Below are 15,078 nucleotides of genomic sequence, written 5' to 3' on the forward strand. Positions count from 1 at the left end.
CTCAATTCCCGCCGATTTTTTTTCTGATGGTTTCTGCTTCTTCGAGATACTCCCGGATCTTATTCAGAACGAAAGCTTTTTCTTCTTCCGATAAAACCCCTCCTTTTTCCAATTTTTCCATAAGCGCAATGAGCGACTTATTCCCCATCGACCGGAACAAGGGTAATATCTTATGTACGATTCCCTGAGCCACTTTCTCTTCTTTTTCCTGAAAAGCTTTCTGCAGTTGAACCCGACACATTCCGGTTTCATCGATAAAAGATTGCAATATAGCTACGGATGTCTCTTTGTCATCACTTACAAATTCGATCAACGCGCTGACTCCCTTCTCGTCGAAAGATGGCGATTCTGCCATCACAAAAGCTTCCTGTTCAGGATTTCCATTCCGTACATGATGAGAAATTATACTGTATAATCTATCTGAAGTGAACGGTTTAATAAGGAAATCGGTAAATCCTGCAGACTTCAACTTTTCTTTCGACATATCCGATCTGGCTGATAATCCTATCACCGGCATATTTTTTATTCGTGCATGTCCTAAATGGCGGATCTTTTCAACCAGTGTCAGGCCATCGGTACCGGGCATCTGAATATCCATGAACAGAATATCAAATGGCGTTGACTCCAGAAGAGGTAATACTTTATCAGGATTCATCTCTGTCACGCTGGTGATTTTCTTTCTGGAAAGCATTTCCGACGTCATTGTCAACTGAACGGGATCGTCATCCACAAGAAGAACAGAAATTCCGTCCAGATATTGTGGTACTGTCTCCGACTCATCCCCCTTCTCACTCCGGGGCTCATCCTCCCTTGCATCTTGCAGAGGGATTTCCACAATGAATTCAGACCCTTCCCCTTTCCGGGAATTGAGATGAATGGATCCTTTCAAAGCCTCTATAAATCCTTTGGTGATGGCTAATCCCAGGCCGCTTCCTTCCTCTCCCAAAGGATTGTCGAGTTGACTGAATTCCTGGAAAATAATCTGTTGATCGGCATCATCGATTCCCTCGCCGGTATCGATAACCGAAAACAAAAGATGTTTTTGGAAGTCTCTCTCTTCTAAACGCGCTTTAACATGTACATTTCCCTCCGATGTATACTTTATCGCATTGGAGATAATATTATTCATGATCTGGCGTATCATATAGAGATCACCACACACGGCCAGTGATTGCGACAAGTCATTCTCAACGGTGTACTGCAATCCTTTCCGTATCGCCAGAGGCTCAAAGCCCGAAGTAGTGTTGTCGACAAGGTCGTGCAGATTGAAGTTTGATTCCTTCAACTGCCAGCTTCCCTCCTCTAATTTATGATAATCGAGCAATGCCGAAGCAAGTTCAATAATATGCTCACCTGAGTTTTTCATATTTTTCAGGTAAGTCTCGTTTTTGATATCGCCGTGATAATCCATCAATTCGATAAATCCGAGAATTGAACTCATGGGCGCCTTGATATCATGCGAAATGGTTAGCATCAGTTTTTCACGCGATGCCAACAAATCCGAAATACGTTTATTAGAGACCTCCAGTTGCCTTCTGTAGCGTTGGCTCTTGTTAATATCCACTAAGAAAAGTATGGCGAAAACAAACGCAATTGTTACAGCCACACAAAAAGCCACGAACATGGTACGCTGGGAGCCTGAAATAGTGCGTTCTTTCTCTATCAGGAGTTGAAGAGACTTCTCTAATTCTTCCTGTTCAATCCCTTTCAACAGTTCGTCGATACGCGAAGTAAGCATCCGGTTGGTCTGGCTCATTAACTCCTGCCGTGCAAGATATGCCAGTTGAAATTGTCTTTGCCGCTCCAGATCGAGCCTCTCCGAATAACGCACCTTATTGATAATAGTATCCACAATCAATTTGAGGTCTTTTTCCGACACAATCGATTTCTTTTCAATCACAACGGTGGAATCGGAGCGTGCTACAAACACGTCACGCACACGATCCATAAAACCTCTCCGGTTACCGACCACTACACTTGTATCATTTTTATTGTCATCTGCCCTGTTCAGGTCTTTACTCTCCAGATAATCGGTTATTTCCCGGTTCAATTTCAGAGGCACGTAGCTGCTTTCGGTCTGCACCACCACCCTGGGAGCGCGGCGAATGGAATCGAGCAATACAGCAACTTCCTGAAGATTTTCTCTTTTCCTGTCTACTAACAGCTGGATAGTGTCTAACTTCTCCATTCGTAAGGAATCGACCGTTATCTGTTTCAATTCATCCAGATTGTCTTTGATTTTCGGGGCAACGGAATCGTACTTGAGAAAGTATTGTTCTGCACTCTCTGCACTGATCAGATTCTGTTCACTTTCAATTTCATAAAGCATGGAAAGCGTATTTCCCACAATCAATAACTCCGACATGTCTTCCCCCTTGATTCTCGTGTTGGTATAGTTCACCAAATTATTATAGAGAGAAACAAGACCAAAAGCCATCACTGCCACCACAAGCAGGTATCCTATAATAACGGTAAATTTGACCTTTGATGAACCTTGTTTTTTATTTTCAGGTAAAGATTGCATATTGATTTTCAATTATTGGTAAGCACGTTATAGAGTTTAATCTTGTTGTAAAGTGTTTTCCTGTCGATATTCAGGATAGAAGCAGCCATTGTTTTATTACCTTTGGCCAGCTCCAGCGCCTCCATAATCTTCTCTTTTTCGTAATACTCCTTACGAAGACCCTGGATCGGTGTCAACAGCTGCGTACGGATTTCGCTCTTTGTTTTGTCCTCGAATAACTTTGGGGCGATGGATCCGGGAATGGTTTTCCCCTCGGTGAGCAAGGCGGCTTTTATGATACAGTTTTTCAATTCCTGTATATTTTCCGGCCAGGCATAGCTGGTCAGTTGCACCTGTATGTCAGGATCAATGGTCTCTATCTGTTTATCAAGCGTAGTATTTGCAAACTGAAGGAAATGACCGGCAAGAAAGATAATTGTCTCTTTCTTACCTTTCAGGGTAGGCAATATAATACAATCCTGTATCACCAGGTTATAAAGTTTGGGAATAAGACGATTCTGCAATTCATCCTTACTCACGTCAGTGCTCATGATCACCTGTGTAAAATCATCGTCTTTTTTTTGTCTGGTGAGGATGTTTAACAACTCATTCTGCTGACGAATGTCGAGATAGGCTATTTGCCGTATACATAAGACTCCTCCCTTTGCTTCATGAAATTTCTGCATAAACAGAGACTTATCATCATTTCCATTAGACGAGGTGCGGTAGGGGTCGAGAATTACAAATGGTTTCAATAAATGGGTACCTTTTTCGTAGATATATTTTACGGCGGATAATTTTCCCGTCCCCCGATCTCCAATAATCAATCGGTGTTGGTTATTTTCTGCAGTCTGGTCGAGCTGTTGGTAGAGTTGCTTGTATTCTTCGCCCGGAAATTTGATAAAATCATCAGAAAACCGGTTTTGTTTCAACACGCGTTCCTGAAGGGTAAATGCTTCATCGATTTTTTTGAAGAGTTGTTGCGGTTCGATCGGTTTGGAAATATAATCCACCGCACCCGATTTCATGGATTCAACCGCCGACTCAATATCAGCGTAGCCAGTCATCATGATAACAAGTATATCCGAATCATATTTCTTCACCCAGGAGAGAAAACTGAAACCGTCGGCATCAGGCATTCTTATATCACTCAGGATTAAATCAAACGGTTGTTCCTTCACCTTCTGCTTTGCCTCCTTAACACTGGCAGCAGTTTCCACACTGAAACCTTTTTTTATCAACCAGGATTTCAGCATCAGACAAACAGTCAGATTGTCATCAATTACAAGTATGTTTCTATTTATAGTATCCATAATAGAATATTGGGTGCAACATACCGGAAGTCTACAATTGATTTTTCTCTTTTTCCAGCTCACGGGGTATCATGACGGAAGCATAAAGCAGGAATATTGCACCGACAATCATTGCCAATACCCATTCGTTCCGCTCCCTGAACATCAGATAAGTCGCGATAATCATCGATATGCATGAAAATAGCTGAAAATTGAACAATCTTTTACCGCGGATACTCTTGCCCGGATACGGATTCGTAAAAGTAATGACAGAGAAAGCTGCCACGGACAAAGCCATTACCCACGGTGCCACAGCAGGTAAAAAAAGATACAATACCGCTGATAATAAAATCAAAATACCAGAAATCCGAAATATGACATCTTTTACAGGATGCATTGTATATGTGCTAATTTTTTTTGCGAAATATCAACCAAAACCCCATTATAATCTTACAAATGTACCACTTTTTTTAATTATTTCAATTATTTCAACATAATCACCTTTCACTTCTTCTCTTTAATGATAAAAATCTCTTCATTTTCTTTTTTCATAAGATAATTTTCCCTTGCAAACTTCTCCAGATCTTCCTTATTGGATTGAAGTTCATTCAGCTTTTCCCGGTCGATTTCTGTCTGTTTCCGATAAAATTCTATCTGGGTTTCAAGGTCTTTTATCTGGGCCTCATATTTCATTCTTTTGGTGATACTGCTGTCACTGAAGAAAAAGAGCATCGCGATCAACACAAGAAGAATCACAATCTGGTAGGCATTAAGCCCCAAAATTCTTCCCGACCCGAATTTCTTTATATATCTATTCATTTAACTAAAAACTAAAAATTTTCTTAGGCAACGAGACACTTATCCAGCTATCCACTTAGGCACCTAACCACTTTTCCACCTTTCCACTTTTATTGCAAAAATAGCTTCTTTTTTTCAATATCTATGTCTACCCTTTGGGAAAATTAAACAAAATAAAGTACCTTTACGCTCAAGTTAAGAAAATAATAGATACAATCGGGTTAAAAAATATGAAGAAAATTATTGTTACAATCGCATTATTATTCATAATCTTTGAATCATTTCCCTGCACAAATTTACTGGTGGGGAAGAAAGCTTCCACAGACGGATCCACCCTGATATCTTATGCGGCTGATTCCTACGCATTGTATGGAGAGTTGTATCATTGGCCCGCCCAACAATACAACCCGGGAGAGATGCTCAAAGTCTATGAATGGGATTCGGGTAAATATTTAGGAGAGATCCCCCAGGTACTGCGGACTTATAACGTGATCGGCAATATGAATGAACATCAGTTAGCCATTGGCGAAACTACTTTTGGCGGAAGAGGTGAACTGTCCGATTCTACGGGTATTATGGATTATGGAAGTCTCATTTATATTACCCTGCAACGCGCTAAAAATGCCAGGGAGGCCATCACCGTGATGACCAACCTTGTAAAGGAACATGGCTATTACAGTTCAGGGGAGTCGTTTTCTATCGCTGACCCCAATGAGGTATGGGTAATGGAGATGATAGGCAAAGGAGCCGGAAATAAAGGAGCTGTCTGGGTAGCGGTACGTATTCCCGACGATTGCGTGTCGGCCCATGCCAATCAGGCGCGTATCCAGCAATTTCCACTGAATGATCCTGAGAATTGTATCTATTCGCCCGATGTGATCTCATTCGCACGCGAAAGAGGATTTTTCGATGGTGAGGATGCCGATTTCAGTTTTGCCCAAGCGTATGCACCTCTCGATTTTGGCGCACTCCGCTATTGTGAGGCACGCGTATGGTCGTTCTTCAACAAAGTGAACAAAGATATGGCGCAATATATCACCTACGCACAGGGCAAGACCACTGAACCCATGCCACTCTACATCAAACCCGACAGGAAGTTGAGCGCCCAGGATATCCAGGAGATGATGCGTGACCACTATGAAGGAACCGAACTCGACTGGCGCTTCGATGTAGGCGCAGGCCCCTTCAACTCTCCTTACCGCTGGAGCCCGCTCTCTTTCGAGGTCGATTCCGTGGAGTATTGTAATGAACGTCCCATTGCTACCCAACAGACCGCCTTCTCTTTCGTGGCACAGATGCGTTCATGGTTGCCCAACGAGATAGGCGGTATTCTATGGTTCGGTATCGATGATGCGGCACAAACGGTCTATTACCCGTTCTATTGCGGTCACACCGAAACACCCCACGAAATGACGCCAGGCAACGGTGACCTGCTCACTTTCTCATGGACATCGGCTTTCTGGATTCATAACTGGGTCTCAAATATGGTATACACCCGCTATAGTGATATGAGTGTAGACATGAAAAAAATACAATCAAAGCTTGAAGATCAATTCAGGGCTTCACAGCCTGAAGTGGAAAAAGAAGCGGCCCGACTTGGTGAACAATCTCCCTCACAAGCTGTTCATTATCTGACCCAATACACGAACACCCTTGTAAAAGAAGGTGTAGCAGAATGGAAAAAGCTGGGCGAATACCTTATGGTAAAATATGTAGACGGTGTCATCAAAAGAGAGGAGAACGACCAATTCAAACGCAATCCTTATGGAGAACCTACTTCTCCTTTGCGCCCCGGATATTCAAACGAATATTACAAGAAGATCGTCGACCAGACCGGCGATAAATACAAAGTACATCCTATTGAATAAACAATAAATAAGACAGTTTTAACATGGAAGAAGAAACATTATTAGCCCAGGTTACCGATAAGGCTATGTCCTGGATTAAAGGAAATTATGATGCCGAAACTAAACGAGAGGTACAACAGATGCTCGATAGTGACGACAAAACAAAACTGATCGATGCATTTTATAAGGATCTTGAATTCGGCACTGGCGGACTACGAGGCATCATGGGAGCCGGCAGCAACCGGATGAATATCTATACGGTAGGTTCTGCCACACAAGGGCTCTCGAATTATCTGAAGAAAGAGTTTACCGACCTGGACGAGATCAAGGTAGTGATCGGTCACGACTGCCGCAACAATAGCCGCAAATTTGCTGAAATATCCGCCGATATTTTCAGCGCCAATGGTATCAAAGTATATCTTTTTGAAAGTCTCCGACCTACTCCCGAAGTATCTTACGCTATCAGGAGATTAGGATGCCAGAGTGGAATCATGATCACCGCTTCACACAACCCCAAAGAATACAACGGCTATAAAGCCTATTGGGACGACGGAGCACAGGTGCTTGCCCCACACGATAAAAATATTATTGCGGAGGTGAACCGTATCAAATCGGCAGATGATATTCGTTTTGAGGGAAACAAGGCGCTGATAGAGATCATCGGAAAGGATATGGACAAGGCGTTTATCGAAGAAGTAAAGAAACTGGTGCTCTCTCCGGAGGCCATTGCCCGCCATAATGACCTGAAGATTGTTTACACACCGATCCATGGTGCCGGAAGTACACTCGTGCCGCATGCTTTGAGGGCGATAGGTTTTACCAATATTATCTCCGTACCTGAACAGGATGTGATAAGCGGAGACTTCCCCACTGTGGTCTCTCCCAATCCCGAAGAGCCGGCAGCACTCGACCTGGCGATCAAAAAAGCCATTGAGACCGGAGCTGACCTGGTGATGGCATCTGATCCCGACGCCGACCGTATCGGTACGGCAATCCGCGATAAAGAGGGGAACTTTATCCTGGTGAACGGTAACCAGACTATGCTGATTTGCCTCTACTACCTGATGACCCGCAGGGATGAACTGCAACTGCTTACCGGTAAGGAATACGTAGTAAAGACCATTGTCACCACAGAATTGGTAAAAGAGATCGCCCACAAAAGAGGAATTGAACTTTTCGACTGCTACACCGGTTTCAAATGGATCGCCAAGATCATTCGCCAGAACGAAGGAATAAAGAATTATATCGGCGGTGGAGAAGAAAGTTATGGTTTTCTCGCCGGCGACTTCGTTCGCGACAAAGACTCCGTATCGGCCTGTACCCTGTTCGCTGAGATTGCGGCCTGGGCACGCGACAACGGGAAGACCATGTATGAACTGCTGCAAGACATCTATTTAGAATACGGATATTCCAAAGAGGTGGGTATCTCCCTCGTACGCAAAGGCAAGGAAGGTGCCGACGAGATAGAGACGATGATGAAAAACTTCCGGGTGACTCCCCTGACTTCATTAGGCGGATCTCCCGTTACCCTCATGAAGGATTTCGCAAAACTGGAGGCTGTGGACCATCTTCATGGCGAACATATATCCCTCGAAATGCCAACCACATCCAACGTACTCCAATACTTCACCGAAGAAGGAACAAAACTCTCTATCCGTCCATCGGGTACGGAGCCAAAGATCAAATTCTATATCGAAGTGAAAGGTGGAACGGCAAAGACAAGAGAGGCACTGGAAGAAGCGGAAGAAGCAGCAAATCATAAAATTGCCGCTATCCGAGAGGAGCTGGGGATTTAATTGATGCGATAATTTACTGATGTGATGATATGAATAATATTCAAATCAGTCTTTACTCTTTATTCTTTATTCTTTATTCTTTATTCTTTATTCTTTGTTCTTTTACTCTAAAAAAAAATGAAACGAAAACTAACAATAGCTTTGGTGGCACATGACCACCGCAAAGCCGATATGGTGGAATGGGTGGTGTTTAATGCAGACTTTTTGTCGAAGCATCACCTCGTTTGTACCGGTACCACCGGAACACTGGTGCGGGACGCTTTATATGATAAAGGAGTCTTTCCTTCGTTCACTATCATGAATTCGGGACCGATGGGAGGTGATGCCGAAATTGCCGCTATGGTGGTCCGTAAGGAGATAGACCTGGCCGTTTTTCTGATAGACGACCTCAATCCGCAACCCCATGAAGCGGATATCATGATGTTGCTCCGTCAATGCCGGGTACATAATGTTCCCATTGCCTGCAACCGGTACAGCGCCGATCTGATGATCACCAGTAATCTGTGGGATGATGATGACTATATGCCATCACCACCCCGGTATGAGAAATTCGACAGAGAAACGTTGAACCTCTGAAGCAACTAAGTAAAAACATCCCTCATCGGCATACAATAGCCAATGAGGGATGTTAGGTTAAGATGATATGACAACATATATTTCAATATTGAGAGGCATTAACGTAAGCGGGCAAAAGCTTATCAAAATGGATGTGCTGCGGAAATCTTACGAAAGTCTGGGATTTCAGAATGTAATCACCTATTTACAAAGTGGGAATGTAATATTTACTGGTAAAGAAGTCGACACAAATAAACTTGCACAAATCATCTCAGGACAAATCGAAAAAGATTTCGGCTTTCAAGTACCGGTCATTGTATTGTCTGTCGATAAATTACAGCAGATAATAGATCAGAATCCATTTGCTAAAGAAAGCGATAAGGATCCAACATTTTTGCACGTGACATTTCTCTCTTCCATACCTGATAAATACGATCTCGACACCATAGAAGAAAAGAAGTTCATCGGGGAAGATATATCGGTTATTAATAATGCAGTTTATCTTTACTGTCCCAACGGATACGGCAGGACAAAGTTAAACAACAACTTTTTGGAAACAAAACTAAAAGTCACCGCCACGACAAGGAACTGGAAAACGACCTGTGAACTTTTGAGGATCGTGGAAAACACTATTACCACTAATTATCAATTTTCAAGTCCCGATTGAAATAATAAACCTGGCCTCCAATATGGGAGCCACTATGGCAATCCAGGTATCGCTAAGAGTCTTTAAAAGACATGAGGAACAAATAGTTCAACGGAGAAGGATACGAATCTTTTGATATTATTTATAGAAAAGGAATGAAACATTCAATCCTTTTTTTTGTTCTATAGAGGATGATTGTAACGGTAAATGGATATGAAAACCCATACGACAGATTATTTTGATACATTGGTTGAGGTTGCAGAAGATACAAAAGTTGACCACGGTACAATACCTCCGGTTAAGGAGAAAAAGACCGTCGCCCAAATGCAATATGGACTGCTTAATGGAAACCCATATAAATACAGTTCTGACGATATCCTGTTTCAGGTACATGCAGAGAGGAATAATATCCCCGAAGATGAATATTCCCGGGCGAGACAACAGTTCTTCTCGAAAGGACAACCCTGCCTCAGGACTTCACCACTGACAAAGTGTTACGGTTTTGGAATCCATAGTAATGATAAAGGTAAAATTGCGCTCTACGGAATGGAGACCGAGGCGTATCAACAGCTTTTATCCGACACAACTGTAAAGAAGATAAAAGCGATGAGATCAGGAAAATAAAGATATAAAAGAATAGAGTCTTACAAACGAACAAACAGACCGATATGAACAAATTAATTACTATAGTATCACTGATGGCCATAATACAACTAAGTCCGGCTCAGTCCCTGAAAACCGTTTCTTATATGGACGGCGCACAAGAGTTAAACGGATTGGTGACTGACAATACAGGCCGACAATTGCCCGGTGTATTGATCCTTCCTGCCTGGCAAGGTATTGACAAGGAAGCCAGAACTGCTGCTTTGGAATTGGAGAAAGAGGGTTATATTGTCTTTATCGCGGACATTTACGGCAAAGGAAATATCCCGGAAGACAATGCCGCTGCCGCAAAACTATCGAGTTACTACAAAAGTGATTATAAGGCCTATCAGCACCGGATCGCTTTGGCGTTAGATGAGTTGAAAAGGCAAGGCGCTTCATCCGACAAGATCGCCGTCATAGGGTATTGTTTCGGCGGAACGGGAGCACTGGAAACGGCGCGGGCAGGATTTGAGGTACAGGGAGTCGTCTCGATACACGGAGGATTGAACAAGGACAAAACCCGGCCAAATATTCCGATAAAGACAAAAGTATTGATACAACACCCGGCAGAGGACAAGAGCGTTTCACAGGAAGATTATGACAGTCTTGCAAAAGAACTGCGGGAAGGTAACGCCGATTGGCAGATTATCACTTATGCCAATAGCGGGCACACTTTCACCAATCCCGAATCGAACGATTATAATGAAATAATGGCAAAAAGGGCCTGGAACCATCTGCTGATGTTCCTCGAAGAAATATTGAAGTAAGTCTATTATAGGGAAGATGATTGTAAGCCAAAATGCTTGTCAGAATATATCCTGAGTATCTTACGCAAAACAGAAAAGAAGTATTTATGATGAAAAAAGTAAAGATCAACCACACAGACTTGGAGATAACCCGTATCAACTTGGGCGGGAATGTATTCGGATGGACATTAGATGAAAACGAATCTTTTGAAATCCTGGATCAATTCGTTGCACAGGGTGGAAATTTCATCGATACCGCCGATACCTACCCCTGGTGGATAAACGGCACAGGTGGATTGTCGGAGACCATTATCGGAAAATGGATGAGATCGAGAGGGAACCGCAAGAATATGGTAATCGCCACCAAAGTGGGTTCGCATACAAAAGAACATGATTATGATATCGGCAAAAAACATATCCTGCGGTCTGTGGATGAATCATTACAACGGCTTCAGACTGATTATATCGACCTCTATTACACCCATTTCGATGATGGAAAAACGCCCGTTGAGGAGACATTGTCCGCTTATGACGAAATCATCAAGGCCGGAAAGGTTCGTTATATTGCAGCATCGAATGTCTCTCCCGAAAGGTTAGTTACCTCCTTTGATGCCGCAGAAAAGAATAGCTTCCCAAAATATGTTGCCCTGCAACCCCTCTACAACTTAGTAGAAAGGCCAAAATATGAAACTGAATATGCACCTTTGGTAGAGAAATATAATTTGAGCGTCTTTCCCTACTACTCCTTGGCGGCAGGTTTCCTCACAGGCAAATACCGCTCCGAGGCTGATTTCGGAAAGAGTGTCCGGGGCGCAGGCGCAAAACAATACCTGAACGAGAAAGGATTTTCGGTATTGGAGGCTCTGGACAAAGTATCCGCGAAACACAACACCTCTCAGGCGGCAGTCGCCCTGGCATGGCTTTTGGCACAACCGCATATCGGCGCCCCCATTGCAAGCGCCACCAGCCAAAACCAGTTAGAAACATTATTCGCAGCGACCAGACTCATTCTGAACAAAGAAGATCTGACACTGTTGGACAAAGCGAGCAGATAAATTCAAATTCCACATACCATCCTATTTGAACAGATCATTTTTAAAGGTAGGAAAAAATCATAAATTTTTCCTACCTTTGCCATACAAGTATCGGTTAAAAAATTAGCCGGTACTTGTATAATTATGATCAGATATTGATATAATTTTCAATCCTATATATCGAAACAATTCGGGAAAAATGGTGGATCGGGAATAACCAAAAAGATGGCTACAATCATAGAAGGGATAGAATTAGACGAGACTAACGAAGAGTTCAACTATGCGGTTGATTTCGTTCAACACTCAAACAAACTTGTCTATCTGACGGGGAAAGCGGGAACGGGAAAAACCACCTTCCTGAAGTACCTTCGCGAGATGACCACGAAAAATAGCGCCATCCTGGCCCCGACAGGTGTGGCCGCCGTCAACGCCGGTGGGCAGACTATCCATTCTTTTTTCCAGATAAAACCAAGTATCTATATCCCTAACGACAAGCGGCTACGTACAAGAGCCGACAAGAACGATACTGATAAAAGTACGATTTTTGATCACTTCAAGTACTTCAAGGAGAAAATGGAAACGATCAGGGCGTTAGAATTGCTGGTGATTGATGAGATTTCAATGGTACGATGTGATCTCCTCGACGTTGTGGACAGGCTACTCAGGGTTTTTCGAAGGAGAGAAAGCGAACCCTTTGGAGGTGTACAAGTCGTACTGATCGGTGATACTTTTCAGTTGCCCCCCATTGCGGACTTCGAACAGTGGGAGCTGCTACAACCCCATTACTCATCACCCTTTTTCTTTAGCTCTAAAGTCATTGAACAAAATCAACCGGTCTATATCGAATTGAAAAAGATATACCGTCAAAGTGACGCTCGACAATGCGGAGAAACTCGAAGAAAAAATAAAACAATTGCAATCGGAGAAAGCTTTACTAGTCGAAGAAAGAACCGACGGAGAGAAACTAAACCGTCAACATCTGCAAGATATTAAAGAATTAAGGACGATCATCACTCTATTTGAAACAACTATAGAAACCGGCAAACAGGAAATGGAAAAACTGAAAAAGAGAAAATGGTATCAAAAATTCCGGAGATAGATATATACTTATGAACTTTATAAAACGAACAATGACAATATTTCTAAGTGTTGTATTGCTATTGGGTATTACAACATTTTTCTATATGCAGTCACCCAAATTCGGAAAAGCACCGGACGGGGAACGACTGGAAAAATTGCCACAATCCCCGAATTATAAGGATGGACAGTTCCGCAATGTACACCCTACGCCCGGCATCACAACCGGTGGATTCCCTGTGAAGACTTTCCTCACCATCCTTTTCAAGAAATTTCCACGCACAAAGCCTGTGGATGAGATTCCAACGGTGAAGACCGATTTGAAAAATCTTCCCATCGATGAAAATGTACTGGTATGGTTCGGTCATTCCTCCTATTTTATACAGGTGGATGGAGTACGGTTTCTGATCGATCCGGTCTTTAGCGGCAATGCCTCACCGGTTCCCAATACCAACAAATCGTTCAAAGGAACCGATATCTACTCGACCGATGATATGCCGGAAATTGACTATCTGCTTATTACCCACGACCATTACGACCATCTGGATTATCCGACAATTATAAAATTGAAACCCAAGATCAAGTATGTCATCTGCGGTTTGGGTGTGGGAGCACATTTAGAACACTGGAAATTCGATCCGGCAATTATCACTGAAATGGATTGGAACGAAAATATGCCCCTCTCCAGCAATATCACCTTGCATACCGCGCCGGCACGCCACTTTTCAGGCAGAAGTTTTAAAAGAAACACCACTCTTTGGCTGGCATTTATTCTACAGACAAAAGAGTTAAAATTATATCTCGGGGGCGACGGCGGCTATGATACCCATTTTGCTGAAATAGGAGAAGAATTCGATGGATTTGATCTGGTAATTCTGGAAAACGGACAATATAACGAAGCCTGGCATGCCATCCACCTGATGCCCGAAGAGGGTTTACAAGCAGCAAAAGACCTGAAAGCAAAACGTTTGTTTCCCGTCCATTCTTCAAAATTCAAATTAGCGCAACATCCCTGGGACGAGCCACTGAAAACTATTACCGAACTGAATGAGCAAGGAGATCATATACCTTTGCTAACGCCAAGAATCGGAGAGATTGCCTACCTGAACGATACGGCACAGGTTTTCAGCAAATGGTGGGAGGAGATTAATTGAAATCTGAATAATATTCGCTACTTTTGTTACTGAAGACAAGCTATTCCATTTGATGTCGACTCCATCAGTTGAAATGTTGCCTTCTTTTCAAGTTGATTATCAATTCAGAAATGGAAAAAAACGAAACAAGTCAATTTGCTTTTACCATTATTGTTCCGGTTTATAATGAGATAGAGAATATTGGGCGGCTGGAAGAAAAACTCCAACATTTCTTACCAGAGTCATTATACCCTGCTTGCGTACTGTTTGTGAATGACGGTTCCTCCGATGGCAGCAAAGAGCGGATCCATACTGTTTGTGAACGAAATAACCATTTTTTCTATCTCGATTTAGAAAAAAATGGCGGATTGAGTGCCGCCCTGAAAGCAGGATTCGATTACTGTTTTTCGGAATTTGCAGGTTATATGGATGCTGATATGCAAACCGATGCCGACGATTTTAATCTTTTACTTCCTCATTTGGCCGAATATAAATTAGTAACCGGTATCCGCGCTGACCGCAAAGACTCATTTTTCAAAAACCTCCAATCAAAAATTGCCAACGGATACCGACGAATGATGACCGGTGACGGCATATCCGACACCGGATGTCCTTTAAAAGTGTTACACACCACCTATGCCAAACGCCTGCCGATGTTCAAAGGAATGCACCGGTTTCTTCCGGCGCTCATTCTGTTGCAGAACGGGAAAATAGAACAAATTCCCGTACGTCACTATCCCCGGATAGCGGGAAAATCAAAATATCACCTTTGGAACCGGCTTACCGGCCCTTTTATAGATTGCTTTGCTTACCGATGGATGAAAAAGCGCTATATCAACTACCAAATTAGCAGTACCAATTTAGGGTAAATATTTCATTGTATCGATATTGGAGTTGGCATTTTTCTCGGAGATGGCTATTTTTCAGTTTTTTGTCCCAAATAATTTTATCAAACCGAAAAAATATGCTATTTTTGTGAGCCTGTTAAAAAGATGGTTTTTAGGGA

At 42.8% G+C, this 15,078-nt stretch carries 14 protein-coding genes; 10 read left to right on the forward strand and 4 right to left on the reverse strand.

Going from position 1 to position 15,078, the window contains the following annotated elements; translation table 11 throughout:
* Position 1: 1 nt before the first annotated feature.
* The 4 genes from ABV001_RS03625 to ABV001_RS03640 all read right to left on the reverse strand — a co-directional run bounded on the left by ABV001_RS03625 (position 2) and on the right by ABV001_RS03640 (position 4,614).
* Positions 2-2,524 (reverse strand): hybrid sensor histidine kinase/response regulator, encoded by a 2,523-nt coding sequence (locus ABV001_RS03625; RefSeq protein WP_352421564.1) that lies wholly within the window; start codon positions 2,522-2,524, stop codon positions 2-4.
* Positions 2,525-2,532: 8 nt separating this feature from the next.
* Positions 2,533-3,816, reverse strand: coding sequence for a sigma-54-dependent transcriptional regulator (locus ABV001_RS03630; RefSeq protein ID WP_352421565.1), 1,284 nt, complete (start codon positions 3,814-3,816; stop codon positions 2,533-2,535).
* Between the two features lie 31 nt (positions 3,817-3,847).
* On the reverse strand, positions 3,848-4,192 hold the full coding sequence (locus ABV001_RS03635) for a hypothetical protein (protein ID WP_352421566.1): 345 nt from the start codon (positions 4,190-4,192) through the stop codon (positions 3,848-3,850).
* A 107-nt stretch (positions 4,193-4,299) separates the two neighbouring features.
* A complete protein-coding gene (locus ABV001_RS03640) occupies positions 4,300-4,614 on the reverse strand; it encodes an FtsB family cell division protein (RefSeq protein ID WP_352421567.1) in 315 nt (104 codons plus the stop codon).
* 209 nt (positions 4,615-4,823) lie between these two features.
* Between ABV001_RS03640 and ABV001_RS03645 the strand changes: the two genes are divergently transcribed.
* The 10 genes from ABV001_RS03645 to ABV001_RS03690 all read left to right on the forward strand — a co-directional run bounded on the left by ABV001_RS03645 (position 4,824) and on the right by ABV001_RS03690 (position 14,941).
* A complete protein-coding gene (locus ABV001_RS03645) occupies positions 4,824-6,461 on the forward strand; it encodes a dipeptidase (RefSeq protein ID WP_352421568.1) in 1,638 nt (545 codons plus the stop codon).
* A 23-nt stretch (positions 6,462-6,484) separates the two neighbouring features.
* A complete protein-coding gene (locus ABV001_RS03650) occupies positions 6,485-8,236 on the forward strand; it encodes a phospho-sugar mutase (RefSeq protein WP_352421569.1) in 1,752 nt (583 codons plus the stop codon).
* Positions 8,237-8,353: 117 nt separating this feature from the next.
* Positions 8,354-8,812 (forward strand): methylglyoxal synthase, encoded by a 459-nt coding sequence (locus ABV001_RS03655; RefSeq protein WP_323423271.1) that lies wholly within the window; start codon positions 8,354-8,356, stop codon positions 8,810-8,812.
* Between the two features lie 67 nt (positions 8,813-8,879).
* Positions 8,880-9,458 (forward strand): DUF1697 domain-containing protein, encoded by a 579-nt coding sequence (locus tag ABV001_RS03660; RefSeq protein WP_352421570.1) that lies wholly within the window; start codon positions 8,880-8,882, stop codon positions 9,456-9,458.
* A gap of 192 nt (positions 9,459-9,650) precedes the next feature.
* On the forward strand, positions 9,651-10,061 hold the full coding sequence (locus ABV001_RS03665; RefSeq protein WP_352421571.1) for a DUF6157 family protein: 411 nt from the start codon (positions 9,651-9,653) through the stop codon (positions 10,059-10,061).
* Positions 10,062-10,105: 44 nt separating this feature from the next.
* Complete coding sequence (locus ABV001_RS03670; protein ID WP_352421572.1) at positions 10,106-10,849, forward strand: dienelactone hydrolase family protein; 744 nt, start codon at positions 10,106-10,108, stop codon at positions 10,847-10,849.
* Between the two features lie 86 nt (positions 10,850-10,935).
* Positions 10,936-11,883, forward strand: a complete 948-nt coding sequence (locus ABV001_RS03675) for an aldo/keto reductase (protein WP_352421573.1) — start codon at positions 10,936-10,938, stop codon at positions 11,881-11,883.
* Positions 11,884-12,183: 300 nt separating this feature from the next.
* Positions 12,184-12,855, forward strand: a complete 672-nt coding sequence (locus ABV001_RS03680; protein ID WP_502929836.1) for an AAA family ATPase — start codon at positions 12,184-12,186, stop codon at positions 12,853-12,855.
* Between the two features lie 137 nt (positions 12,856-12,992).
* Positions 12,993-14,093, forward strand: a complete 1,101-nt coding sequence (locus ABV001_RS03685) for an MBL fold metallo-hydrolase (RefSeq protein ID WP_352421575.1) — start codon at positions 12,993-12,995, stop codon at positions 14,091-14,093.
* Positions 14,094-14,203: 110 nt separating this feature from the next.
* Positions 14,204-14,941, forward strand: coding sequence for a glycosyltransferase family 2 protein (locus tag ABV001_RS03690; RefSeq protein WP_352421576.1), 738 nt, complete (start codon positions 14,204-14,206; stop codon positions 14,939-14,941).
* Positions 14,942-15,078 lie beyond the last annotated feature (137 nt).

It is taken from the genome of Proteiniphilum sp. (genome assembly GCF_040307845.1).
Taxonomy (GTDB): domain Bacteria; phylum Bacteroidota; class Bacteroidia; order Bacteroidales; family Dysgonomonadaceae; genus Proteiniphilum.